Raw genomic sequence first — 24,401 nt, forward strand, 5'->3', positions numbered from 1 at the left:
TAGTTCCCTGAATGTGATTAAACCGAGGCGCAGTGAATCGGTGCAATCTAAACAGAGAAAAGAACAGAATCAAGGGAAGATCCCTAGAAATAGTTTTCGGACTTTATTGGGGGACTTAGAGACGATTTACCTGAATATGGTAGAATGTGCGATTAGAGAGGGAAGTTATCGTTTTTCTAAGATAACTCGACCGACTTCTCCGCAACAGAAGGCGTTGATTGGTACCCAGTAACGGAGCATCAGAAATTGTCTTAACCCCTCCTACAGCAGAGGTTATGGTCTTTTGTCAAAGGGGAAGTCGAGTCTTCTGGTGGGACGGTGAATATTCTTGATCATCCGGCGGCGAGTCTATCGGGAAGCTTTACAGTTTAGCGTTTCTGGACAAACCGGCGCGATGATGAAAAACAGCCTAGAGCAGTTGCTCTCGTCGGGGTGTCAATGCTATGATTAGGAATAGTTTTGCGGGTATAGTTCAGTGGTAGAACGTCACCTTCCCAAGGTGAATGTCGCGCGTTCGAGTCGCGTTACCCGCTTCTGACGACAATTGTTACGACAACTAATTAGGGTTTGCTGAAAAAGTTTGGATCTTCTCGACTTTTTGTGATAATTTTTGCCTATGGAATCGTGAAATGTTTACTGGGAAAGACTTTTAGGACTATTTTGTTAAAGTAACTATAGTTAGTAAAAGTATAGTCAAATATAGACAGACTGAATTCCATTTCAGAAATTCCCTTCACTTTTACTTCGAGAGATTAATTCTCCTTGGGTGAACTACGCACCTCTCTATCCCATAGCGGTTAAACGCATTTGGGAATGCTTTTCGCAAAATGTTGTAGGAACCCATGACATCAGATTGAACCAGAATCCCCTTATCTGTACGATATAACCCTCGCGAAATTCAGTTTCCTGAAAACACTGGCTTTTCAGTTGTTTGTCCATACACTGGTAGCAGCTCTAAATTCAAAAAATTAGCAACGGAGGTATAGGATTCTTCTTGAATAATCACAGAGATTCCTACTAATTGACATTTATAACTAATCATCTCAATTAATCGAGCATGAGGAATGGTCACAAATTTTTGATTGTTGACTTTTCCTAAGTTCAATTCTTGTTTCCAACCGTCATTTTTCCCAATTACTAAAGTTGTTATCTCTTGGTCAACTAAGAGATTGACTAAATAACGACTAGCCTGATGAAGATAATCATCTACTTTCTGATTACGACAGCGAGTTAAACGGCGAATCCTCTGGGAACTTTGAAGATTGCCTTTTAACAGAGATTGTAACTTAGCCCGACGTTGGTTATAAAATTGATTCAGGCTTTTTAACTGACAGGGGGACAAGCGAGCTAGAAAACTTGCTAACAAAGGCTTCTGGCTTCTCTCACTAGAAATAGATCTAGCGATTCTAGGCAAAAAGCTAACGAAAGAACTAGGGATAGGAGCGAGCTTACTAGGAATTATTATTAATAAGTGAGAGATGGTGCGGCAAACTTTTTCGAGCTAAAACCATGAAAAGCTTACGATATATGGATTTCAGCCTTCTTGTCCCCCTGTCAGGCCGAAGATTGTTCAAATCCAAGGCCGGTATGACCTAAAATATTGAGAAAGGTAATCGCTATGGCAAAGCGTCGTAATCCTGCTAAACGATTAGGTTGATAGGAAACAGTAGAACGTTCTACTGAAGAGCTAAAATAGGGAAGGTTAAATAATTGAGTGGTTGTCATGGTTATTGTTGAAGATGAGTTAAAGAAAATTATCTTTCCCAAAAGTGATTTACTGAGTGATGAATCCCCTATGGAAACAGAGTTACATCTGCGTCAATTGATGCTTTTGATCCAATCACTAGAGTTATTATGGAAAGACCGCCAAGATTTCTATGCTTTTGGTAATCTGACTATTTATTACAGTCCCAATCAACGTAAATCAGAATATTTTAGGGGTCCTGATTTTTTTGTGGTTTTGGGAGTAGCAAGAAAACCGCGTAAAAGTTGGGTAGTGTGGGAAGAAGATGGCAAATATCCCCATGTCATCATCGATATTTTGTCTGATTCAACGGCAGAAACCGATCGAGGTCTCAAGAAAGAAATTTATCAGGAAACTTTCTGGACTCCTAACTATTTCTGGTTTGATCCCACCAGTTTAGAATTTAAGGGGTTTCAGTTGATGGCAGGAAAATACGAAGAAATTGCAGCGAATGAACAGGGTTGGTTATGGAGTCAACAGTTAGAATTATTTTTAGGGGTTCATGACAGCCAATTACGCTTTTTACCCCTGAAGGTAAACTCGTTCCCACCCCTGAAGAAGTAGCGGAAAAGATGGCTCAAAAATTACAAGATTTAGGGATAGATTGGCGAGATTTGGTTTAAGTTTGACCTGAAATCTTGATCAAGCAAGCTGAACTGCAACTTATGAAGTAACCTGCCCAAATGCTATAGTTAGGGTTTTTTACCGCAATCATAAGCTGTTGACTATCTAAATAACTCTTTAAGACTGCCAGGGAGAGGGGGAAAGGAAGCAGGGAGAAGAAATTTGAGCATTTGTACTAAATTATTCAATACGCAATTTAATGCAGTACAGCTTAAACAAAAATCGAGCTATATTTGCCAATTCTCGAGATGATACTAAATCCGTTGTGTATAGCCTACTTATGAGAACAGGCAAAAGGGGTAATAAATAATCAGTCTTTAATAACCAGATTTAGTATGATTTGCTCTGCTCTAAGAAGTAACTACATTCTTCCTAAGCTCCCAATAGGAGGCTTTTGGTGCTAAAAAAGCAGCTAAAGTAACTATCTGAATTTTAAGTGCCTACTGCTCATTTTTGGCAAGATTTCATATACTAGGAATATAGAGATAAAAAAGAGGAAAACTGATGATTACTATACGCCAAGCGGAGGAAAGAGGCCACGCTAACTATGGTTGGTTGGATACCTATCATACTTTTTCTTTTGCCCAATATTATGATCCCCAACAGATTAATTTTAGGAGTCTCAGAGTTATTAATGAGGATAAAGTGATTGGGGGAAAAGGATTTCACACCCACGGACACCAGAATATGGAGATTTTAACCTATGTTTTGGCGGGAGAACTAGAACACCAAGACAGTCTCGGCACTGGTTCCGTGATTCGACACGGTGAAATTCAACGGATGAGCGCAGGAACGGGGATAAAACACAGTGAATTTAATCATTCTGCCACTAATCCCCTCCATCTTCTGCAAATTTGGATTATTCCCGACCAAAAAAATCTAGAACCCAGTTATGAACAAAAAGCGATCGAATTTTCTCCCCATACCCTACAATTAATCGCCTCTCCCACCGGTGCCGGTAACGCGGTTAAAGTCGATCAAGACGTTAATCTCTACGCAGGAATTCTGCCCCTAGGCCAGTCCCTGACTCATTCCTTAGCTTCCGGTCGTTATGGCTGGTTACAAGTGGCTAGAGGGCAAATAACTCTAAATGGCGTGCATTTACGAGCGGGGGATGGAGCGGCAATTAGCGAGGAAACTTCTTTGGCTATTCAATCTCTAGAAGACTCGGAAATTTTGCTTTTTGACCTAGGGTAGTGGGGTTGAGTGTTAGAAACCCTAGGGGCGAAGTTTTGCCGTCAATTCCCCGGCCGACTTTCAGCCATCAATACTGTCCACCACGCTGAGAAAATCGTTATGGATTAGCTCGGCGATAAAATTCTCTGGATCGGTGATAGGAACAGTAACGCCTTGGCTGGCCACCATCTGTGCAGCCATCCGAGTCATGAATTCCTGTCTTGTTTCCGTCATTCTCCCCTGACATTGTTGTAATTTTTCCACCAATTCCAGTGGGGAATCGGCCACCAGTTTATCTCCCTCGCGGGTGACATAAATTGTCATCTTTCCTACCTCCTAAATGATTGGGAACGAGAATTCGGCACTACTAAACCACTTCTGGAGTTGCTGATTTGAGATATGAATCTTCTTTTCTAGTATTTTTAAAACCTAGAGCCAAACTAACTTTTGCACGGGAACCTGCACAGTTGGCATTCATACCTTGATTCAGCAACGCCGATTTTTCATGGAGTAGTCTCCTTGTCGTCAGCTTGAAATTGAGGGGGGTTAGTACCCCCTTACAGAAATTCAATCAGATAGAAAACCCTGAAACTCCACCACCGCATTGCGTTTCAACCAAGGATTAATTTCCTTTCGTTTTACAGGTCCGTGATGGTTGACGGTAAACCGCAGAAGTCTGGCGCAATACTCGATAGCGAATTTGTGGTTGCTTTTCGAGACTTTGATAAACGTCTCGCAATCCGTCTTGCCAGAAGTATCTTTGAGCAACTTTTTCAAGCTAGGGTCAAAATCCATCGAATCGCCTGAGCATTGAAAAATTCCAGCTTCTTCCGAGCAAGGGGTGTTGGAGTCAGGATTCGTCGTGTCCCTTCCTTCGTTCCAGTTCCATGAACTCTCGAAGCCGCCAAGCACCCTCAGTACCTCCAGCATGACTGCCTTGCGGTGTAGGACACCTTGCCAAGGTCCGAGTTCTGGTTTGACGTTGGAGTAAATGTCGTGTTTATCATTCGGCGTGAAGATATCATCTGGAGCTTGCTTGGCCCAATCGATCAATTCATTCAGAAACGAATCAGGGGGTACTCCACGATTGAAGACTTGTTGTTTACAGGCGATAAATTTTCTAGTCATAAGTACCTCGATAGAATTAATTACACATCAAATTAAGCCTATAAACCTAAAGCTTTGCGAGTACGAGGTCCAACAATACCATCAGCAGTTAGTCCAACAGAAAGTTGAAAGGCAATAACAGCTTGCTTGGTATTTTCTCCAAAATCTCCATCTATTGCCCCCGGAGAAAAGCCTTTATCTGTTAGTTTTTGTTGAAGTTCAATAACATCTTGACCAATTGAACCTAGTTTAAGTAAGGGTTCATCTTCTTCAACTGTGCTACCTAATTTATTAGCAACTTCCTGTCGTAAACGAGGTAATTGACTAAATAACCAATCCCCCGGACAATCAGTATTACTAAACTCTCGATGTCCTCGAATATTCTTGGGGCTAATGTTGCAAGAGCTAGATAAAGAAACGCATAATTCTACTAAACTATCCCACTGTTTTTGTCCCATGTGAAAAGTCATGAAGTTGCCTTCATTTTCAATTCCAGGACACTTATTACCGCCAGCAAGTCGGTTTCCGTCTTGGCGAGCATGGGCAGATTGAACGCACATTCCTTGTTTGACTGCATCAAGAGTTCCATGTCTTCCTTCTAGAAGAATTCCTCCAGTTGTATTCAGAAAATTATGTCCAGAATCACTCCAGCCTCTACTATCCATGTGAAATTTTTGAATATCACGAGCTAATTGTTTAGCTCCATCTATTGTTCCCTTTGAGGAATCGTTAGGGGGATTCTGATTATCGGTATGGTGAATCACGATAAATTTAGGCACTGTTTTATCAAAGGGACCGGCTGGTCTTGATCCCCATTCATTAGTTGTAATCACTTTGGCAGTAAAAGGCATTTTTTTGTTCTCCTTAGTTAGAGTAAGTTAAAATTAGAATAGTTTAGAGGATTGAAAAATAAACCTGTTTATGCTCCTCCACAACTATGCTGAGAATCTGGGAGCGTGAATGTTTTTTTGGTTCTGAGGTTAGTTACGGTATAAACTTTTCCTCGATTGTCACCAGGAGGGCAGTTTTTCGGAATTGAAATTAAACACAATTTTACTGGATCTCTGGGCTTGGAAGATTCGGCTTCAGGAACCGTGTCATAAGAAACCAGATAGATTCCGTTAGTAAATTCAATTGATGTTCCCGAACCCAAGATCGGTTTCTTGGTAACTGCATCTTGTAATCTAGTCATTACCTTAGAAACAAAAGTGTTGCTACACTGTCCTACTTTAGTAGGTGGAGGTGCAGCTTGTGATTTGAGGGAAAAGGTCGGAACACTCAAAAAAATGAGAATTGCCGTTAAAGGGAATGTTGATTTCACATCAGGGAACGTTAATTTCATATTATGGTAATAGTCTGACTTTTCGCTTATCAGGAGATGATTATAATAACTTTGTTAGAACTAGAGTTAATTTCTTAGTAAACTACACACTATTATTTCCCTCTCCTATAGTTTTGTCAGCAGAGCAAATCTAGAGAACTTCAAAAACCGAGCATCGCTTACTGATGACTATGTGAGTTCCTTTAAGATTTGTTTTGCGAACTTTTCGCGATTTCCCGCAATTCCGAATCGCTCATACTCTTTCATTCCTTGCATTGCTTGTGCTAGAGTTGTGGCAGAACGTAAAATCTGTCCAGCTTTTTTTTCTGTAGTATTTAATTCCTGAACGAAAAGATTGACTTGATTGTGAATGTCAGTAGCCACACTATTCGTGAATGCAGGTACAAGTTTCCGTCGGTCAAAACTCCATTGAGCTAATCCTAATCCCTTTGGTGGCAGGCCTTCCTCTGCGCGTGGATTAAACGAAGATTCTTGCTGCCAGCACCCTAAAATTGCTGCACATTGTACAGGAGAAAATCCATGACTTATCAGTTCATTGTGAATTATCCCTTTATTTCCTGAAAATGGTGAATTCCCCTGACCTGTGCCACCACTGGGGCGAGGGATAATATCTATTTCTGATAGTGGCACTTTCAAGAGTGCCGCCCAGGTATTTCGACCCACTATACCATCCTGTGTGAGAGAGTGTTTCCCTTGAAAACGCTTAACGGCTTCGTCAGTTTTCGGTCCAAACTTTCCATCTATTGATTCGTTTGCCGCTAAAGTTCCCCAATCTTTTAGGGTTTGTTGCAGGCGTTTGACTTCGTTAACGACTTCCGGTTTAGTATCGAAAATTCCATCATTGAGTTTGAGAATGATATGTTGATGTGTCATGAGAAATAAACTCCTTAAGAAAAGATTATTGAAAATTAGTATTGGGAGGAGGCGTTGCCGATTTTAACTATGAATTGTCCTCTAGGCAATTTTTAAAACCTCGGACTAAGCTAACTTGTGGATATGTGCCAAATTATAGCGTTTCCTGTTTGCAAGAGGTACATTATCGATGTTGAAAAGCTTACCCAGCAAAGGTTTAGCTGTGCCACACAGGTGTGAGAACCGCTATAGCACTCTTCTGGAACTTTCGGAAATCCCTGACCGAATCTAGATTCTGAAACTCTTGCTTGACAAGTGATCGCTAACTTTTTTTCTAATAAAAACTCAAATTTCGGGTTTCTGTTAGTTAGCGATAGCTTGAAGGCTTACCCCATAAGAGAGCTAGAGTTTAGAGACTGTAAGACTTTTGCCAGACTCCCTCCAAGAGCGATAGTATTTATACCTCGGTTAAGCAACGCCATTATTATTATCGCCAAAATAAAAGGATAAATTTGTCAATCTTTGTAACGAAAAATCAAGAAAAACTGTTCTCACCGTATCGCCCTGAACCTTTGCGGAGAAATTTGTTACAATGAATACAAGGGGACTCCCTGCGCCAGATCCCATCCCTAGTAAAAAATTGACCAGGTGGGGAGCGGAAGCGAATAGTTCCGAGAGGATAGGCATTTGTCAGAGTTTCCCGCTTCCTTTAGTTTTAGGGGGAAAAGCCATGAAATCTGCCACATTATTATCGCCCGATCGACCGCTGCCAGAATTTCTCCGGTCAGCTATCCAAGACCGCTTTCCGGGGAAAGCGATCGATGATCTCAGCATCCGCTACTATGAAAGCGTCGAGGATGTGGGGTGCGAGTATTTTAACGATCGGGTATTGCCAGCCTGTAGCGATGAGCCTATTGTCCGCTATCTCGGCCCATTTATATCCTACGTCCGTCTAGGAGAAGCCCTGGTTTTGGATCGGCAAGATGGCCTTGTGGTTTACGAAACCGATCGAGATGTTCCCTGCACGGAAACCGGACCTTTCTGGTTGGTGACTCCTAAATCGCTCTGAAAAAGCCAACCCTAGTTAAGACTCGATGGGTGGAGTCGCCAAGCGACAAAACCCGTCGCATCTTTATAAGGCTTGCGATCGCAACCAAGCCACGGGTAAATAGAGCATTTTCTTGGCTAAAGGCACGAAGGCACGACGGGCGAAGACATCGTAATTATTTGCTTCAATTACGTCTAAAATGCCTTGATAAAGCAGTAAAGCCGCCCAAACCGGCCAACGGGAATCGGGATTAAGGGCGCGAATCCCCCTTTCGGCGGAATCGTAGTAATAACGGGCCCGCTCAATTTGGAAGCGCATTAACCCCTTCCAACGGTCATCATTAACCCCTTTGAGTAAATCATCTTCGCTGTAGTTAAAACGCTCTAAATCCTCTAAAGGTAGATAAATCCGCCCACGATGGACATCTTCCCCCACATCCCGCAAAATATTGGTTAATTGATTGGCAATACCGAGATCGATCGCTTCTTCTTGGGGAATATAAACGCTTTGATTGCGTCGCCAAGGGGCCGAGCGATCGCCATCTTCCAATCCTAAGACCGCGCTGGACATTAACCCCACCGTTCCCGCCACCCGATAGCAGTACAGTTTTAGTTCATCAAAGGTTTGATAACGACTGCGATAGAGATCCATCTGTTGCCCGGCGATCATATCCCGAAAGGGTTGGATATCCATGGGGAACTTTTCTAGAGTATCCACGAGAGCGACATCGGCATCCTCAAGGGCAACCCCAGAAAAGACAGTTTCTAGCTGTTTTTCCCATAAATCGAGGGTTTCAGGGGTAGTTAACCGGGCTTGGGGACCATCGACCAGTTCATCGGTACGACGACACCAGACATAAATTGCCCAGATCGCTTGACGTTTTGCTTTCGGCATCAGGAGAGTACCGAGATAAAACGTTTTGGAATACTTCTCTGTAATCCGGCGACAGAGTTCGTAGGACTCCGCAAGGGAGACGAGGGGTTTGGTGGGGTGGGTCGGTTTTGGCAATTGGAGCATTCTGCTGGGGCGGAATGATTGACTTAGATTAACGGCGAACTGTGGCTAATGATATAGCATTGTCTCACTCAAGGCCATTTTCGTCATTAGTCCCTAGCCAGAGAATTAACGAGCGCTGGACACTGGTGTGGATTGGGTTTTATTCGGGTTTAGCGGTGCTGCGGGGTGATCTTTGCTGATCACTGCTGCCGCTAATTTCCCCGATAAAACCGCTCCTTCCATGCTTCCTAAATATTTTTGCATGGTATAGTCACCGGCGAGATAAAAATTCTCGATCGGAGTTTTCTGAGAAGGTCGATAAGCTTGTCGGCCAGGGGTGGCTTTATAAACCGATCGGGGAGTTTTCACCAGATGATATTTTAACAATTGACTGGGATTATCGCCAGTAAAATGTTGAGGAAAGAGTTTTTCTAATTCTTTCATCGTGGCGGCGATAATTTCTTCATCGGATTTGCTAATCCAATCCTGAGCGGGAGCGAGAACTAATTCTAACATCGAGCGATCGGGGTTGGCGTATTCTTTACAGGTGTTGCTCATGTCAGCATAAACACTGAGTAAAGGTGAACGGGAGAATAATAAATGATCGATGTCGGTTAGTTTGCGATCAAACCAGAGGTGTAAATTAATGACGGGAACCCCTTCTAATCCTTCTAATTTTTGAAAGAATTTATCTTCTTGCCAAGGTTTAGGCAGTAAAACTTTTAAGGGATCTACAGGCATCGCAGACACATAAAGATCGGCTTCAAAAAGATAATCTTCCCCGCCATCTAAACCGCGCATTAAGAAGGCTTTAACTGTGCCATCTTCATTTAAGAGAATCTCTTTTAAAGGGGCATTTAAGCACACTTCGCCACCTCTAGCGGTGATGTAATCGACTAAAGGTTGGCAGAGTCTTTCTGTGGGTGAACCATCGAGAAAGGCCATTTTTGAGCCGTTTTTCTCCTGTAAAAATCGGTTTAATGCCGTTAGTAGAATCGTGGCGGAAATTTCGTTAGGATCGATAAAGTTTAGGGCTTTCGACATAGCGATAAACACTTCTTTTTCTACCCTAGGAGGGATGTTTTGTTTCTCTAGCCATTCTGACCAAGAATATTTATCCATCTCCTCAACGTAACTTTGTCCTTTAACAATGGCAGGGAGTAAACCGAGTCCAAATTTAATTTTTTCCTCCCAAGTTAACATATCATTATTGCGAAGAATGGCAACAATACCGTTAATTGGGGCGGGAATATCAGGGAAGTCAAACCGCGAATAGGTCCCTGGTTTTTCCGGCTGATTGAAGATCATCGAGTGTTCTTTCCACTGTAAACGATCTTCTATGCCTAATTCTTGGAATAATTGCAGCATATTTGGATAAGCGCCAAAGAAGATATGTAAACCGGTTTCGTACCAGTCACCATCGGCATCTTTCCAAGCGGCAATTTTTCCCCCTAATACATCGCGACGTTCCAGTACGATGGGCGTATGTCCCGCATCGACAAGGTATTTCGCACAAGATAATCCGGCTAGTCCCGCACCAGCGATCGCAACTCGCATCGTTTCCTATCTACTCTCTAATGTCTTGTCTTTATCACATTCGCCATTATACTTCACATTTCGTTACATTTTTTTTCAGATTATCGAGAAGGCAGGGGGCAGGAGGCGACTTTGTTCTCCCCACACCCCACTTCCTTGATAACTGCTGACTGCTTAGTGGTCACTGATAACTGATAACTGGTCACTGATAACTGATAACTGATATTGTGATATGTAATTAGCTTAATTCGCTTACCTTTTTAGTTTACGCGTACACCCTCTTCAATCGATCGCTATGACTTTTCCCACTACATCCCCCCAAGTCTCGGAGATAGAGAATAATCGTGCTTGGCACAATTTAACTGGCGAACAAACCCTCGAAATCCTGAGAACCAATGGGGAAACTGGCTTAAACGAGGCGGAAATTGTTAAAAGAAAAGATATTTTCGGGTTAAATGAACTAAAAGAAACGGGGGGACGTAGCCCGTTAATGATTCTCTGGGAACAGTTTACTAACATTATGTTAGTGATGCTGATCGCCGTGGCGGTGGTTTCGGCGGTTTTGGATCTGAAAAAAGCGGAATTTCCCAAAGATGCGATCGCTATTTTTACGATTGTTATTTTAAACGGTATTTTAGGATATTTACAGGAAAGTCGGGCAGAAAAGGCTTTAGCCGCCCTTAAGCAGTTATCCTCGCCGAAAGTCCGGGTTATTCGTAATGGTAGCACCTTTGAAGTGACGGCCAAGGAACTTGTACCCGGGGATATCATGTTACTGGAAGCGGGGGTACAAATTGCCGCCGATGGCAGATTATTAGAAGCACAAAACCTGCAAATCCGGGAAGCTGCCCTCACGGGGGAAGCGGAATCGGTGAATAAACAAGCACAGAAGGTTTTACCGGAAGATGCCTCTTTGGGCGATCGCATTAACCTCGTCTATCAGGGTACGGAAGTAGTACAAGGGCGCGGGAAAGTGGCGATTACCAGGACGGGAATGGATACGGAAATCGGTAAAATCGCCGCTTTGTTGCAAGGAGTAGAAAGTGAACCAACTCCCCTACAGCAGCGAATGTCGCAGTTAGGTAACGTTTTAGTGAGTGGTTCCCTAGCTTTAGTAGCTATAATCGTCCTTGGCGGTGTAATTCGCTTTGGTTGGCAGTTTTTTGAAACATTCCTCGAAACTTCCCTCAGTATGGCTGTGGCCGTTGTCCCCGAAGGTTTACCAGCAGTGGTGACGGTGACTTTGGCAATTGGAACCCAAAGAATGGTGAGAAGACAAGCTTTAATCCGTAAATTGCCGGCAGTGGAAACCTTAGGCTCGGTAACGACGATTTGCTCCGATAAAACCGGAACTTTAACTCAAAATAAAATGGTGGTGCAGAAAGTTAATACTTCCCACCATGTCATTACTGTCACAGGGGAAGGTTACGCGCCCATCGGTGAGTTTAGTGGTGTTAGTGAAAGTGATCCCGAACTACAGGCAATTTTAACGGCTTGTGTGCTGTGTAATGATGCACTTTTGCAAAATAAAGCTCAAGAATGGTCAATTTTAGGCGACCCCACCGAAGGAGCTTTACTGACGTTAGCGGGGAAAGGCGGACTATATCGGGAAGCATTAGCACCCAAAAGCCCTCGTTTAGGCGAATTTCCCTTTTCTTCCGAAAGAAAGAGAATGTCAGTAATCTGTGAGAATGCTCAGTTAGGTTTGGGGGATTCTGCCTATTTAATGTTTACCAAAGGCTCGCCGGAATTAATTCTCGAACGTTGTTCTCTAATCCAAGTTGGGGCGGAAAGTCAACCCTTAACAGATGAACAAAGAAGCCGTATTTTGGCACAAAATGACGAAATGGCGAGTAATGGCCTACGAGTCTTAGGTTTTTCCTATAAACCGATGACAGAAGTGCCGGAAGCGGAAAGAGAAGATAGTGAGGAACAATCCTTGGTTTGGTTGGGATTGGTGGGAATGCTCGATGCACCCCGCAAAGAAGTTAAAGAAGCGGTTGCCCTCTGTCGTCAAGCGGGAATTCGTCCGATTATGATTACCGGAGATCACCAATTAACGGCCAAGGCGATCGCTAGTGAATTAGGCATTGCAGCTGCCGGGGAGCGAGTAATCACGGGGAAAGAATTAGAAAAAATGTCTCAGAATGACCTAGAGGGAGAGGTAGATGGTGTGAGCGTCTATGCTCGCGTTTCTCCCGAACATAAGCTGAGAATCGTCCAAGCCTTGCAAAAACGGGGCAAATTCGTCGCCATGACGGGGGATGGAGTCAATGATGCTCCGGCACTAAAACAAGCGGATATCGGCATCGCCATGGGGATTACGGGAACCGATGTCAGCAAAGAAGCCAGTGATATGATTTTGCTGGATGATAATTTTGCCACCATCGTCGCTGCCACTGAAGAAGGGCGCGTGGTTTACAGTAACATTCGGCGCTTTATTAAATACATTCTCGGCAGTAATATTGGCGAGGTTTTAACCATTGCAGCGGCTCCTCTGCTCGGTTTAGGCGGTGTACCCCTTTCTCCCTTGCAAATCCTCTGGATGAACCTTGTCACCGACGGTTTACCGGCTCTGGCTCTGGCAATGGAACCCGCCGAACCCAATGTGATGAAACGTCCACCTTTTAGCCCCCGGGAAAGCATTTTCGCTCGCGGGTTGGGTTGGTATATGATTCGCATCGGCATCGTCTTTGCCATTCTCACCATTATTATGATGTACTGGGCTTACCAATATACTCAGGCAACCCCCGAAATCGGAGATCCTGGACGCTGGAAAACCATGGTATTTACTACCCTCTGTTTAGCACAAATGGGTCATGCTTTAGCGGTGCGTTCCCATACCCAGTTAGCTCTACAAATGAATCCCTTCTCTAATCCTTACATTATTGCCGCCGTGGGCTTGACAACGATCCTACAATTGTTGTTAATTTATGCTCCTCCTCTACAAAGCTTCTTCGGCACTCAATGGATTAGTGGCACGGAATTATTAATCTGTTTTGGATTTAGTGCCTTAATGTTTGTTTGGATTGAGTTAGAGAAGTTATTTATTCGCTGGTTCATGACGAAAAAATAAATCAATGCCAACACCAATTATTCTGACTTTAACGGTTTTAGTCGTTGCTTTAGTCGCTTTCGTGGCGGAATGGCTACCGGTAGATTTAACCGCTTTATGTGTGGCGATTGTCCTGATTCTGTTGGGTTTAGTTACTCCCGAAGAAGGTATCGCCGGATTTAGTAATTCTGCCACGGTGACAGTGATGGCGATGTTTGTGCTTAGTGCCGGAATTACCCGCACGGGAGTGATTCAAGTAGTTCGCGATCGCTTGTTGGTTTGGGGGGGTAAAAATCCCCACCAACAGGTATTTGTACTAGGGGCATTGGTGGGGCCGATTAGTGCTTTTATTAATAACACGGCAGTGGTGGCGATCTTTTTACCCATCGTCGAAGATTGGTGTAAAAAACAAAAAATTTCCCCTTCTAAGTTATTAATTCCCCTTTCCTACGCCACGGTTTTAGCGGGGATGATTACCGTGGTGGGGACTTCTACTAACATTCTCGCTAGTGGTATTTCTGCCAAGCTGGGTTATGGGGAATTTAGCTTATTTCAATTCACTGCTTTGGGAGTAGTAACTTTTTTAGCAGGGTTGATTTATTTAACAATTTTTGCCCCGAAATTATTACCTGATCGCAAATCTTCCACGGGGGAATTTTTAGACGATGATTACGGTTCTAAAGTATATCTGAGTGAGGTAATTATTAGCCCTCGTTCTAATCTTATCGGTCAAACTTTATCTCAAAGTGGACTACAAAGAAAGTTTGATTTTGATGTGTTGGAATTAATCAGAAATAAGGTACATTTACCCCAACCTTTAGCCGATAAAGTGCTCAATGCTGGCGATATTTTAATCGTTCACAGTAGTCGGGAAGAACTATTAAAAATTAAGGATGAACGGGGTTTAGAAATCTTTGCTGATATCAAATTTCAACAAGAAGATATTGAATCGGCAATTACTACAGGTGAGGAAAAATTAGCTGAGGTTTTGATTCTCTCTAATTCCCGTTTAATTGGGACAACTTTAAAAGATTTGAAATTCCGTCAGCGTTATAATGCAACAGTTCTAGCGATTCGGCGTGGTTCGGAATTACTACAAGGAAGATTAGGAAAAATTCCTTTAAAGTTTGGCGATTTGCTCTTAGTTCAGGGACCTAAACAGAGTTTTGTGGGGTTACAAACCACAAGAGAATTATTAGTCTTAGAAGAAAAAGATATCGAATCCCTGCGAAAGGATAAAGGCATTATTGCTTTAATGATTACTTTGTTGGTGATTATTATTGCCGCTTTTGATATTCAACCGATTCTCGTCACCAGTTTAGTTGGAGTGGTTTTAATGGTAATTACTGGCTGTCTAAAACCAGGGGAAGTCTATGGTTCCATTCGTTGGGATATTATCTTTTTATTAGCGGGTTTAATTCCCCTGGGTACTGCCATGGATAACTCAGGAACGACTAAATGGTTAGCAGATAATTTAGTAGCTATCGGCGGACATCTTTCGGGGTTTTGGATCTTAGTTTTCTTCTATCTAATTACCTCATTTTTAACTGAAATCCTTTCCAATAATGCTGCCGTCGTGTTAATGATTCCCGTCGCCGTGGAAGTGGCGAAAACTTTGGGTTTAAATCCTTTGGCTTTTATGTATGCTGTCACCTTTGCTGCTTCTAATAGTTATCTAACACCGATTGGCTATCAAACTAATACCATGGTTTATGCCCCCGGGGGCTATAAATTCCTCGATTTTACCCGTTTGGGTGCGCCCCTAAATTTAATTTTGACGATTTTAACCCCTAGTTTAATTGTCTTGTTTTATGGCTTGAAATAAACAAAGAGATCGAAGATTCTTCGATCTCTAAAAAGAATTTGATCAGTAGTCAAAACTATTTCGATTCAGCGAAGCGTTTACGCAGGGATTCGGTGCGCTTTTTCGCCACGGTATTATTAGGATCAAATTTGAGAGTTTCTTCGTAGGTTTCGAGAGCTTTTTTGGCCATTTGTTTCTTTTCGTAAACATTGCCAAGATTATTGAGAGCGATCGAGTATTCAGGATAAAGTTTAATTGCCTCTTTGTAGTTACGAATCGCTAATTCCAATTGTTCTTGGGCAAAATAGGAAAAACCGATCGCATTATAGATTAGGGCTTGATTTTCTGGTTCGATGCTTTCTTCCTCAGAGATTTTTAAAGCCTTTTGTAGTAAACTCAAAGCTTGAACATAGAGTTTTTTATCCAGATAAAGACTCCCTAATTCATAGTATTCTTTAGCTGTACCTTTTTCTTTTTGCAATTTCTTTTGTAGCTTGTTAAAGGTTCCTTCCACTCGACGGGTTTTAAAGATTTGCACGATGACAAAAATTCCTAAACCAATCACGAAAATTAGCAATCCAGAAACGTAAATAAGCGGCAGGGTATCTTCCATAATTAGCGATCGAGCAATTAATATTTTTATACTTATTCAATCAGATTATAGCAGGATTTAGTCAGTTATCAGTGATCAGTGATCAGTTATCAGTGATCAGATTTGAGTTTTCAGTTCACTGATTACTGTTCATTGCTCACAGCAAAAAACTCCCATCTCCCCACACCCCACACCCCACACCCCATCACCCTATCTCCCCATTTCCCGAATTCTCAGGGGTAAACCCCAATAGTTCAGCCGTTCTGCTAACCAACCGGTGGATTCTAGCCGCTCGATCGCTTGGTTGACGCGTTCTCGGAGACTTTGGTACTGTAAACCTTTAGGGAGAACGACTCCTAGAGCGATCGCACCCAACTCGATCGGTAATTGACGATAATTGGGGAATTGCTGCACCCAACCAGTTAAAAGGCTATTATCAGCCGCAAAAGCGTCTATTTCCCCGGTTTCCAGTAAATTTAAAGCTTCTTGATAGGAAGCAACCCCGCGCAGGATAGCGTTAGGCAAATTGGAACGCACAAGGGCGATTGTCGTCGATCCGTTGAGTACGGCGATTCTAGAGTTAGCTAAGTCTTCTAAACGCTGCAATTGCGGGTTTTTCGTCACAAAACCGCTGCTATCGAGGTAATAAAAGGGGCTAAAATCCACTAAGCGCTGACGTGCAGGAGTAATCGCCACCCGAGCGATCGCCAAATCCACCCGATCATCAATAACCACCTGTAAACGTTCTTGATTACTAACGGGTTTGAGAATAATAGCACTGTCAGAACCGAGAATTTCTGACGCTAGACGTTTAGCGATGTCGATTTCCAATCCTTGCAGATTCCCCTGAGAATCAAGGAAAGCGAGGGGAGGGAGATTATTTTTGACAGCGACAATTAATTTTCCCCGGCGTATAATTGTATCGAGATCGGCACTAAAACTTGGGGCTACACCTAAGAGCAAAAAACCAAGAATAAATAACAAATTTTTCATACTGTTTTACCTAAACTAACTCGATTTCTACTTTGATTTTTAGCGGCGAACATGGCATGATCAGCCCGCTCGATCACCGCCTCTAGATTATTATCTTTAGGGCTAAATGTTGCGAAACCGAGATCAAAGCAAAACTACTGCCAAAAAGAAAATCTAGTCTCAAAAATAAATGCAGGTAAAAATAATTGCCCAAATAGCCTAAAATAATTGATATAACCAACAGGGGCAATGATTTGTTACCCAATCTGGGCAGGTGCTTTAATGCCATGGCGAGCTAGTGGTGATAGAAAAAAAGTCATTCATTATAACCATTGTAAAGGTCAATCCGCCTCTAGTTTCTAGAAGTCTGCTTTTTTCGACTAGAATAAAAAAAGCCAGCCAGAATAGCCGCAATTTAAAAAATTTCTCCTCTTAGACTTGACGTGAAAGAGTCCCTCAACCCTACTTCTTTGGATCTCAAAACCATTTTTCCCTTTAAACTCGACGACTTCCAGCAATCGGCGATCGCTGCTCTCGCTGCCGGTAAATCAGTGGTTGTCTGTGCTCCCACCGGTTCCGGCAAAACCTTAATCGGAGAATACGCCATCTATCGCGCCCTAGAAAGGGGCAAACGGGTTTTCTACACCACTCCCCTGAAAGCTCTTTCTAACCAAAAATTCCGGGATTTTCAAGAAAAATTCGGTCGTACCCCCACCGATGGCGATGAGGATTCCCCGCTGCTCTTTGCGGAAGTGGGATTGATTACCGGCGATGTGGTGATTAATCCCTCCGCGTTAATTGTAGTCATGACTACAGAAATTTTTCGCAATATGCTCTATCAAACCCCAATCGGTGAGGTAGGCACTTCCCTAGAAAACGTGGAAACCCTAGTTCTCGATGAATGTCACTATATCAGCGATCGAGGTCGCGGCACCGTTTGGGAAGAATCAATTATCTACTGTCCCCCTAGTATCCAATTAGTCGCCCTCTCCGCCACCATCGGCAACCCGGGGGAACTCACCGACTGGATTAACTGGGTGCGGCAACTGCGTCAACCCAGCGACAATAAACAGACCTCCAGCTGCGAGCTAATTAACTCCGATTTTCGCCCCGTCCCCCTGCGCTTTTATTTCGCCAATAAAGAGGGATTATTCCCGCTGCTCGACCCAAAACAGAGCAAAGTTAACCCGAAACTACACTCAAAAGTCGGCCACGGCAAACCCCGACGCTTAAAACGAGAAGATTGTCCCACCATCGCCTCGATTGTCACCACGCTGCGGGACAAGGATATGCTCCCAGCCATTTACGTCATTTTCAGCCGCAAAGGTTGCGATCAGGCGATTAGAGAGCTAAAAAACCTCAATCTCGTTAATCCAGAAGAAGCTAGAGCCATTTACTACCGTTTACTCATTTTCTTCCTGGAAGATAATCCCAATCTGCAAGAACTCGCCCTTTCCTTCTTTGCCGTCGAAAATCCGCCTTTACACCAGAAATTACTGGCTTTTTTCGCTAATAACCCCCAGTCTGAAGATCAACTCCTCAGCCTCTTAACCGCCGACCCCGAGACGAAAAACCAACTGTTTGAATTCCTGGCTAGTGCTTCCCAATTGGTGCGCGCTGACCAAGTGGAACCCCTCACCCGGGGCTGTGGTGTTCACCATGCCGGGATTTTACCCCTCTGGAAAGAATTAGTCGAACAACTCTTTGAAGCTGGTTTAATTAAGGTGGTTTTTGCCACCGCTACCCTCTCGGCCGGGATTAATATGCCCGCTCGTACCACCGTTATCTCGGCCCTCTCCAAACGCACCGATGATGGCCACAGTATGCTGACTCCCTCGGAATTTGTCCAGATTGCTGGCCGGGCCGGTCGCCGGGGAATGGACGCGGTGGGCCATGTGGTGACAGTACAAACGCCCTTTGAAGGAGCAAAAGAAGCGGCTTTTCTGGCCATCGCTCAACCAGAACCCCTGCAAAGCTGTTTTGCGCCCAGTTACGGCATGGTCTTAAATCTCCTGCAAAAACACAGTCTAGAGGAGACCAAAGACCTCTTAGAGCGCAGTTTCGCCGAATATCTCGCTCGTTTGAAGTTAAGCCCCGAACGACAACAGATTACCGCCTTAACCACAGAATTAGCTAAGTTGGATATGGAATTAGCTGGGATCGAGCGGGAGCAGGTCTTTAGTTACGAAAAGCTACGGGAAAGACTGCGGGAAGAAGAAAGACTGTATAAAATCCTCGCTAGTCAGGCAGAGGCACAGAAAAGACAGGAAATACATCTAAAATTGCCGAATATTCCCGTCGGAACTATCCTCCATCTCAAGGGCAAACATATTAAGGTCCCCGTCCCCGTCCCCGCTATCTTTGTCAATACCCTGCACGGAGCCGGTCAAGTGCGAACTCTTGTTTGTTTAGGCAGTGATAATCGCTGGTATTTAGCCGCCTATGCCGATATTAGCGAGATAGATCGAGGTTTTATCACTCCTGCGGCATTAGGCGAACTGATACCCCCTTCCCTAGAAGCTGTTTCCCTAGGGGGTTGGCGCAAGGGTGAGGAAAATACTCAGGCGATCGCCGATTTAATCCCCCAACAAGTGCAGGGCATCCCACCAGTGGCGGAACTGGCAACACAATCACAAAAAATTGAAATTGTCAATAGTCAAATTGCCGCTCATCCCCTGCAAAAACGCAAAAATCCAGGGCGATTGATGAAACTATACTACGATCGAGAGATTGCTCGCGATAAGTTACACAAGACCCAGATTAAATACCAAAAACAACAATCGCGTAAATCCTACTACTGGGAAGAATTTCTGAATCTAATCGAGATTTTGCGAGAATTCCAAGCTTTAGAGGGTTATTTGCCCACTCCCCTCGGAGAAGCGGCGGCCACTATTCGCGGGGAAAATGAACTCTGGTTAGGATTAGCGATGATGTCCGGAGATTTGGACAGATTGACGCCTAGCCAACTAGCCGCCGCCATCAGCGCTATGATTACGGAACCCCCTCGCCCCGATACTTGGTGCAATTACCCGCCTGTGCCAGAAGTTATCGATATTTTGCGACAAGGAGAGGGAAATTCCCCCGGTTTGCGAGAAGTTCGCCGTTTACTCTATCAAGCTCAATCTCGCTACGATATCACTATTCCTGTCTGGTTAGAAACCCAACTGATGGGAATTGCCTCCCGTTGGGCCCAAGGGACATCCTGGCCAGAATTGTGCGAAAATACCAGTCTCGATGAGGGAGATCTAGTGCGATTATTACGGCGCACCGTCGATGTTCTCTGGCAAATTCCCCAAATTCCCCGGGTTTCCCCAGTCCTTAAAGATAATGCCCGTCTCGCCGTCACAGCCATGAAGCGCTTTCCTTTATAATATTGACCGCTCTTTTAAACAATGGGAGATGGTAGGGAAAGTAACTGTTGGTGAATCTGCTCAATTAGGGCGAGGATTTGCTGATAATTTTGGTGCAATCCCTGGTGATAGAGGTGATTTGCTCCTTGATTTAAATCCGCTAAAGCCGATTGATAATAACCCAATTGATGCCGCAGTAATCCCCTTCTAATATAGGCATCGGCATAAAAAGGATCAATGGCAATCGCTCGATTTAAATCGGCGATCGAGCGTTCGTATTCACCTAATTGGTGAGCGGTACAAGCTAGATTATAGTAGGCTGAGGCGTTATTTTTATTTAACCGGAGAGCTTGATTAAAATCCGCTTTGGCTGAGGTAAAATTGTGGAGGGCTAAATGAGATAAACCTCGATCATTATAAATAGTGGCTAAAGTGTCGGGTTGCTGGTTAGTAATTTGACGCAAGGATTGATTAAAATCGGCTAGGGCAAGGGGATAATTTTTCCTAGCCGACTGAACTAAACCCCGATTATAGTAGGCTTGATAATAGGTGGGTTTTAACCGGATAGTCTGGTTATAATCGGTCAGCGCCTGTGGATAATCTCCCAAACGATAAAAAGCTAAACCCCGATGGAAATAGGCTAGATAATTATCGGATTGCTGTTGTAAAGAGCGGGTGCAGTCCTGCCAAGCGTCGAGATAATCCTGCAAATAAATCTGAGTTAAACAGCGATTACTGTAGGCTAGGGCCAAGTTATTTTCCTGTTCGAGGGACTGATTGAAATCCTGCAAAGCTTGCTGATAATTACCTGCCTCTAGTTGTTCAATTCCTGATCGCAACCAGTAGGATAAATGTACTGATTGAGCCGCTTTTCCCTGCCGAGGCCATCCCCCCAGCACAAGCGAGCAGAGCAGTGCAACCATAACCAATCCACCGAGGCGAGGAAGAAAATTTTTCAAAACCGTTGACATAGGAGTATCTTTGTGCATATACTCCCAATTCTGAGGAAACTTTCTCGCTCGATCAACAGACAGCCTGTCAAATACAGGAGTCAGGAGACAGGAGACAGGAGACAGGAGACAGGAGACAGGAGATTATTTTTATTTATTGTCCCCACTTCATAATTCACCCCGTGTGCAACTATATTTTTAGTCTTGATTTACAAGGCTTTCAGAAATCAGCAGAGATAAAGTATCCTCTGTAACCCTGATTCTGTCGTTTTTAGTTGCACATCGCGTTAGATTTGAAAAACTTACGGGAGTTGGGGCGATTGTGATTGTTGTTAGGGAAACAATGCTAGACCTCTCTGTGCGGTAATTATCCTCAAATTGAGGTGATTAAACCCCACAGTGCCATATTAAGTCTTATTAAGGGGTGTTAGAGCGATGGAAGTGGGATAGATAGGATAAAAGAACCACCATTTAAGCTAAACATCGCCAGGTATTTAGGGACTGGCGTAGGAATGATATCCCAGCCAGACAATCGCTCTGTAGAAGAATCAGACCAGCCCTAAATGGTGCATTATCAAAGCGCAAGTCCCTTAGCTTAAGTGGACTTGTTGAACTAAGAATCCCTCGCTCAGGAAGAAATTTATGGTGACAGTAACGCAAGCTGGGACTACAAGCTGTTCCACGACAGTGGTTAGGGGACTAGATCGGCAACTCATTGCTCAAATGAATCGACTTGTCTCAGGTGCTTTAGTTGATTTTTCTTCCCCCAAGATCAGGCTTGGACAAGCAGTTTGGCCATTCTTACAACCAGCGGCTAAACGCGCCCTAGATCGGGCAGTTGCCAATCGAGGCCAGACTCTGATTGTCAACTCCGCTTATCGGACTATTGCCCAACAACTACTTCTTTTTCAACAAGCTCAGGCGAATCGATGTGGCATTACTATCGCTGCTGAGCCAGGAAAGAGCAACCATCAAAGTGGATTAGCTCTCGATATTGAAGATCATGCAGGCTGGCGACCTTTCCTAGAAGCTCAGGGCTGGAAGTGGCTAGGTCCATCAGATCCGGTTCATTTTGACTTTAAAGGTGCTGGGGTTCGTGACATCCGCTCAACTGCTATCCTGGCGTTCCAGCAACTGTGGAATCAAAACAATCCCAATGACAGGATTGCAGAGGATGGGCAGTGGGGTCCAAATACCGCCGCTCGTCTCGGTAAATCTCCTGCTAATGGCTTTGCTAATGGTCCGACTCTGGACACAGGGGTTAATGGTGGGGGTAGCGTTGAACTAGGAGATCGCTTATTGCAACTCACGCGCCCACTTCTGGAAGGAGATGACGTGCGCCAAGTTCAGCAAGCATTAGTCCGCAATGGTTTCCAGTCAACAGTTGATGGTTTCTTTGGTCCAAAGACAGAAGAGGCAGTTAAAGCGTTTCAACAACAGAAACAATTGCAACCTGTTGATGGCATCGTTGGACCTGCCACGCTTGCGGCTTTGGGACTCTCATCTTCCTAAAGGCAAACTGACATCAATAACCATGGAAACTATCGAAAACAAAATGCAAGGAGAATTTGCACAATGATCGGTCCAACCTTACGTTTATTTGACGGATTTGACCACACTTCTCCTCAACTTCGAGACGAAGTGATGGAACTGCAAGAACTGCTCAATGCCAAAGGAATTGCTGTCGTTATTGATGGCTTCTTTGGACAGGCAACCGAAATGGCTGTCAAACAATTTCAACGCTCTCGTGGTTTGGATGATGATGGAATTGTCGGTCCGCTGACTTGGGCAGCATTATCAGACGAGCAACCTCCCAATCTTGAACTTGTATTTACCACGACGATTGCTCGCAATGATGCTTCCATGCTCAGACAATTAGAAGCCGCTCAACAGTTCAGAGCTTTTATTGAAGAAGGAGCTAACCAACAGGGCTTTCCGATTGCTGTGATTGCGGGCATTGGTTCACGAGAATCTCACTGGGGATTACTCTTAAATCCACCCGGTCCCTCTGGTACGGGAGATTTTGGTCACGGTCGGGGACTGATGCAAATTGATGACCGTGCTTTTCCTCAGTTTATCTCTACTGGTAAGTGGAAAGAGCCCAGAGAGAACATTCTCTTTGGCTGTCAAGTCCTTGCTGACAACCGAGCTTTTATGCAACGCAGGACTAATTTGCAAGGCAAAGAGCTTATCCGTGCCGCTTTAGCTGCATACAATTCTGGACCCGGAAATGCGCTAAGAGCTTTGCGCGACCGCGGAGATGTTGATTTCTTCACTGCTAACCGGGATTATGGCAAGGATACTCTCAGTCGAGCCGGATGGTTCCAGTTACGTGGTTGGAGTTGACTAACAAAGCTGTAGGGTGCGTTCCCCAAGACAACTCCTAATTACTACGCCAATAAATTCCTGGGAACGCACCAAGATTTGTTAGCGCTCTCCTTATCTATTTATGTCATAATTATTATGTAACCCCTTGTGCAACTATATTTTTAGTCTTGATTTACAAGGCTTTCAGAAATCAGCAGAGATAAAGTATCCTCTGTAACCCTGATTCTGTGGTTTTTAGTTGCACATCGCGTTAATTCATAATTCATAATTCCTACACTCTGGGCTGCGATAAACTAATAAAAGAAAGATTGTCACCGAGCAATTATGATGGCGTTACTCGCTAACGCAGTTGACACCCGATAAATGATACAGGAGTTATCTATGGAAACTATTTTTATCCCCCACCTCCTCAAATCTCCTGATCGACAAAGAGTGATCATCATCGATAATTTTATCCCCGATCTAGAAACCTTGACACCGGTGCGGGGGACCTTGCTGGTTAGACATGGGGGGAATTTTTTGGAAGTATCGGTGAAAGCAGAAACCATCGTCACCTTAACCTGCGATCGCTGTTTACAACAATATAATCATCGTCTGCAATTAAACACTTCCGAATTAATCTGGCTAGACAAAAATAAAGACTACGATAGCTCCTATCCTCTAGAGCGAGAAATAGCCTACGAAGACCTCTCGGAAACCCTCGATCCTAACGGGGATTTTGACCCGCAAATGTGGTTATACGAGCAGTTATGTCTCACTTTACCCCCCCGTCAACTCTGCGGAGCTAATTGTCAACCCCCCGATTTTCTCCTTCCGGAAAAGACTGCCATCGATGGTCGTTGGGCCTCCCTAGAATCCTTGAAAAGTCAGTTATCTCAATCGCAAAATTGAGCTTTGATGCTGATTTTTTTTCGGGTTTCGATCC

19 protein-coding genes, 1 tRNA gene and 3 pseudogenes are annotated in these 24,401 nt (G+C 43.9%); 11 read left to right on the top strand and 12 right to left on the bottom strand.

Annotation, left to right across the window (positions count from 1 at the left end):
• Nucleotides 1-328: 328 nt before the first annotated feature.
• Nucleotides 329-451, top strand: coding sequence for a hypothetical protein (locus tag H6G40_RS23715; RefSeq protein ID WP_002736703.1), 123 nt, complete (start codon nucleotides 329-331; stop codon nucleotides 449-451).
• 10 nt (nucleotides 452-461) lie between these two features.
• Nucleotides 462-533, top strand: a tRNA-Gly gene (locus tag H6G40_RS13480).
• Nucleotides 534-739: 206 nt separating this feature from the next.
• Here H6G40_RS13480 and H6G40_RS13485 read toward each other — a convergent pair.
• A pseudogene (locus H6G40_RS13485) lies at nucleotides 740-1,327 on the bottom strand (IS200/IS605 family accessory protein TnpB-related protein); the annotation flags it as partial.
• A gap of 230 nt (nucleotides 1,328-1,557) precedes the next feature.
• Nucleotides 1,558-1,725, bottom strand: a pseudogene (locus tag H6G40_RS13490) (enediyne biosynthesis protein UnbU); the annotation flags it as partial.
• On the opposite strand from H6G40_RS13490, the pseudogene H6G40_RS13495 reads away from it, so the two are divergent.
• Nucleotides 1,724-2,367 (top strand): annotated as a pseudogene (locus H6G40_RS13495) (Uma2 family endonuclease). The pseudogenes H6G40_RS13490 and H6G40_RS13495 sit on opposite strands and share 2 nt — an antisense overlap.
• A 505-nt stretch (nucleotides 2,368-2,872) precedes the next feature.
• Entirely contained in the window at nucleotides 2,873-3,565 is a 693-nt protein-coding gene (locus H6G40_RS13500) for a pirin family protein (RefSeq protein ID WP_002737203.1), read from the top strand.
• A gap of 60 nt (nucleotides 3,566-3,625) precedes the next feature.
• Here the strand turns inward: H6G40_RS13500 and H6G40_RS13505 are convergent, their stop codons facing one another.
• From H6G40_RS13505 to H6G40_RS13525, 5 genes are all read right to left on the bottom strand, one after another.
• Nucleotides 3,626-3,868 carry a hypothetical protein gene (locus H6G40_RS13505; RefSeq protein ID WP_002737723.1) on the bottom strand — a complete coding sequence of 81 codons (243 nt, stop codon included), beginning with the start codon at nucleotides 3,866-3,868 and terminating at the stop codon, nucleotides 3,626-3,628.
• A 243-nt stretch (nucleotides 3,869-4,111) separates the two neighbouring features.
• The gene (locus H6G40_RS13510; RefSeq protein ID WP_016516133.1) at nucleotides 4,112-4,672 is read right to left on the bottom strand and encodes a hypothetical protein; all 561 of its coding nucleotides are present in this window, start codon (nucleotides 4,670-4,672) and stop codon (nucleotides 4,112-4,114) included.
• 38 nt (nucleotides 4,673-4,710) lie between these two features.
• Nucleotides 4,711-5,502 carry a peptidoglycan recognition protein family protein gene (locus H6G40_RS13515; protein WP_069475106.1) on the bottom strand — a complete coding sequence of 264 codons (792 nt, stop codon included), beginning with the start codon at nucleotides 5,500-5,502 and terminating at the stop codon, nucleotides 4,711-4,713.
• Between the two features lie 68 nt (nucleotides 5,503-5,570).
• The gene (locus tag H6G40_RS13520) at nucleotides 5,571-5,993 is read right to left on the bottom strand and encodes a hypothetical protein (protein ID WP_002792669.1); all 423 of its coding nucleotides are present in this window, start codon (nucleotides 5,991-5,993) and stop codon (nucleotides 5,571-5,573) included.
• A gap of 168 nt (nucleotides 5,994-6,161) precedes the next feature.
• Nucleotides 6,162-6,866, bottom strand: coding sequence for a phage tail tip lysozyme (locus tag H6G40_RS13525; RefSeq protein WP_069475105.1), 705 nt, complete (start codon nucleotides 6,864-6,866; stop codon nucleotides 6,162-6,164).
• A gap of 571 nt (nucleotides 6,867-7,437) precedes the next feature.
• On the opposite strand from H6G40_RS13525, the gene H6G40_RS13530 reads away from it, so the two are divergent.
• Nucleotides 7,438-7,914, top strand: a complete 477-nt coding sequence (locus H6G40_RS13530; protein WP_002755589.1) for a hypothetical protein — start codon at nucleotides 7,438-7,440, stop codon at nucleotides 7,912-7,914.
• A 63-nt stretch (nucleotides 7,915-7,977) separates the two neighbouring features.
• Here the strand turns inward: H6G40_RS13530 and crtB are convergent, their stop codons facing one another.
• Together crtB and pds are read right to left on the bottom strand one after the other, a co-directional pair.
• Nucleotides 7,978-8,910, bottom strand: a complete 933-nt coding sequence (crtB, locus tag H6G40_RS13535; RefSeq protein ID WP_002755588.1) for a 15-cis-phytoene synthase CrtB — start codon at nucleotides 8,908-8,910, stop codon at nucleotides 7,978-7,980.
• Between the two features lie 105 nt (nucleotides 8,911-9,015).
• Nucleotides 9,016-10,446 (bottom strand): 15-cis-phytoene desaturase, encoded by a 1,431-nt coding sequence (gene pds, locus H6G40_RS13540; protein ID WP_002736658.1) that lies wholly within the window; start codon nucleotides 10,444-10,446, stop codon nucleotides 9,016-9,018.
• Between the two features lie 274 nt (nucleotides 10,447-10,720).
• Here pds and H6G40_RS13545 point away from each other — a divergent pair, with 274 nt between their 5' ends.
• Both H6G40_RS13545 and H6G40_RS13550 read left to right on the top strand, forming a co-directional pair.
• Entirely contained in the window at nucleotides 10,721-13,501 is a 2,781-nt protein-coding gene (locus tag H6G40_RS13545) for a cation-translocating P-type ATPase (protein ID WP_190537814.1), read from the top strand.
• A gap of 4 nt (nucleotides 13,502-13,505) precedes the next feature.
• Entirely contained in the window at nucleotides 13,506-15,305 is a 1,800-nt protein-coding gene (locus tag H6G40_RS13550) for an SLC13 family permease (RefSeq protein WP_069475103.1), read from the top strand.
• Between the two features lie 55 nt (nucleotides 15,306-15,360).
• Here the strand turns inward: H6G40_RS13550 and H6G40_RS13555 are convergent, their stop codons facing one another.
• Together H6G40_RS13555 and H6G40_RS13560 are read right to left on the bottom strand one after the other, a co-directional pair.
• Nucleotides 15,361-15,897, bottom strand: a complete 537-nt coding sequence (locus H6G40_RS13555; RefSeq protein ID WP_069475102.1) for a tetratricopeptide repeat protein — start codon at nucleotides 15,895-15,897, stop codon at nucleotides 15,361-15,363.
• Between the two features lie 189 nt (nucleotides 15,898-16,086).
• On the bottom strand, nucleotides 16,087-16,869 hold the full coding sequence (locus H6G40_RS13560; RefSeq protein WP_002736718.1) for a transporter substrate-binding domain-containing protein: 783 nt from the start codon (nucleotides 16,867-16,869) through the stop codon (nucleotides 16,087-16,089).
• A gap of 422 nt (nucleotides 16,870-17,291) precedes the next feature.
• Between H6G40_RS13560 and H6G40_RS13565 the strand changes: the two genes are divergently transcribed.
• Nucleotides 17,292-20,219 (top strand): DEAD/DEAH box helicase, encoded by a 2,928-nt coding sequence (locus H6G40_RS13565; protein WP_190537816.1) that lies wholly within the window; start codon nucleotides 17,292-17,294, stop codon nucleotides 20,217-20,219.
• Nucleotides 20,220-20,233: 14 nt separating this feature from the next.
• Here H6G40_RS13565 and H6G40_RS13570 read toward each other — a convergent pair whose 3' ends face one another.
• Nucleotides 20,234-21,187, bottom strand: a complete 954-nt coding sequence (locus H6G40_RS13570; protein WP_190537817.1) for a tetratricopeptide repeat protein — start codon at nucleotides 21,185-21,187, stop codon at nucleotides 20,234-20,236.
• Nucleotides 21,188-21,871: 684 nt separating this feature from the next.
• On the opposite strand from H6G40_RS13570, the gene H6G40_RS13575 reads away from it, so the two are divergent.
• The 3 genes from H6G40_RS13575 to H6G40_RS13585 all read left to right on the top strand — a co-directional run bounded on the left by H6G40_RS13575 (nucleotide 21,872) and on the right by H6G40_RS13585 (nucleotide 24,367).
• A complete protein-coding gene (locus tag H6G40_RS13575; protein ID WP_052588124.1) occupies nucleotides 21,872-22,660 on the top strand; it encodes a peptidoglycan-binding protein in 789 nt (262 codons plus the stop codon).
• 63 nt (nucleotides 22,661-22,723) lie between these two features.
• Entirely contained in the window at nucleotides 22,724-23,494 is a 771-nt protein-coding gene (locus H6G40_RS13580) for a peptidoglycan-binding protein (protein WP_130757240.1), read from the top strand.
• Nucleotides 23,495-23,857: 363 nt separating this feature from the next.
• The gene (locus tag H6G40_RS13585) at nucleotides 23,858-24,367 is read left to right on the top strand and encodes a YceD family protein (protein ID WP_130757241.1); all 510 of its coding nucleotides are present in this window, start codon (nucleotides 23,858-23,860) and stop codon (nucleotides 24,365-24,367) included.
• The last annotated feature ends 34 nt before the right edge of the window (nucleotides 24,368-24,401 follow it).

It is taken from the genome of Microcystis viridis FACHB-1342 (genome assembly GCF_014698335.1).
Classification (GTDB): Bacteria; Cyanobacteriota; Cyanobacteriia; order Cyanobacteriales; family Microcystaceae; genus Microcystis; species Microcystis ichthyoblabe_A.

Coding starts and splice junctions, on each gene's coding strand:
- H6G40_RS13500 (WP_002737203.1), top strand. CDS start 2,873: ATGATTACTATACGCCAAGCGGAGGAAAGAGGCCACGCTAACTATGGT.
- H6G40_RS13505 (WP_002737723.1), bottom strand. CDS start 3,868: ATGACAATTTATGTCACCCGCGAGGGAGATAAACTGGTGGCCGATTCC.
- H6G40_RS13510 (WP_016516133.1), bottom strand. CDS start 4,672: ATGACTAGAAAATTTATCGCCTGTAAACAACAAGTCTTCAATCGTGGA.
- H6G40_RS13515 (WP_069475106.1), bottom strand. CDS start 5,502: ATGCCTTTTACTGCCAAAGTGATTACAACTAATGAATGGGGATCAAGA.
- H6G40_RS13520 (WP_002792669.1), bottom strand. CDS start 5,993: ATGAAATTAACGTTCCCTGATGTGAAATCAACATTCCCTTTAACGGCA.
- H6G40_RS13525 (WP_069475105.1), bottom strand. CDS start 6,866: ATGACACATCAACATATCATTCTCAAACTCAATGATGGAATTTTCGAT.
- H6G40_RS13530 (WP_002755589.1), top strand. CDS start 7,438: ATGAATACAAGGGGACTCCCTGCGCCAGATCCCATCCCTAGTAAAAAA.
- crtB (WP_002755588.1), bottom strand. CDS start 8,910: ATGCTCCAATTGCCAAAACCGACCCACCCCACCAAACCCCTCGTCTCC.
- pds (WP_002736658.1), bottom strand. CDS start 10,446: ATGCGAGTTGCGATCGCTGGTGCGGGACTAGCCGGATTATCTTGTGCG.
- H6G40_RS13545 (WP_190537814.1), top strand. CDS start 10,721: ATGACTTTTCCCACTACATCCCCCCAAGTCTCGGAGATAGAGAATAAT.
- H6G40_RS13550 (WP_069475103.1), top strand. CDS start 13,506: ATGCCAACACCAATTATTCTGACTTTAACGGTTTTAGTCGTTGCTTTA.
- H6G40_RS13555 (WP_069475102.1), bottom strand. CDS start 15,897: ATGGAAGATACCCTGCCGCTTATTTACGTTTCTGGATTGCTAATTTTC.
- H6G40_RS13560 (WP_002736718.1), bottom strand. CDS start 16,869: ATGAAAAATTTGTTATTTATTCTTGGTTTTTTGCTCTTAGGTGTAGCC.
- H6G40_RS13570 (WP_190537817.1), bottom strand. CDS start 21,187: ATGCACAAAGATACTCCTATGTCAACGGTTTTGAAAAATTTTCTTCCT.
- H6G40_RS13575 (WP_052588124.1), top strand. CDS start 21,872: ATGAATCGACTTGTCTCAGGTGCTTTAGTTGATTTTTCTTCCCCCAAG.
- H6G40_RS13580 (WP_130757240.1), top strand. CDS start 22,724: ATGATCGGTCCAACCTTACGTTTATTTGACGGATTTGACCACACTTCT.
- H6G40_RS13585 (WP_130757241.1), top strand. CDS start 23,858: ATGGAAACTATTTTTATCCCCCACCTCCTCAAATCTCCTGATCGACAA.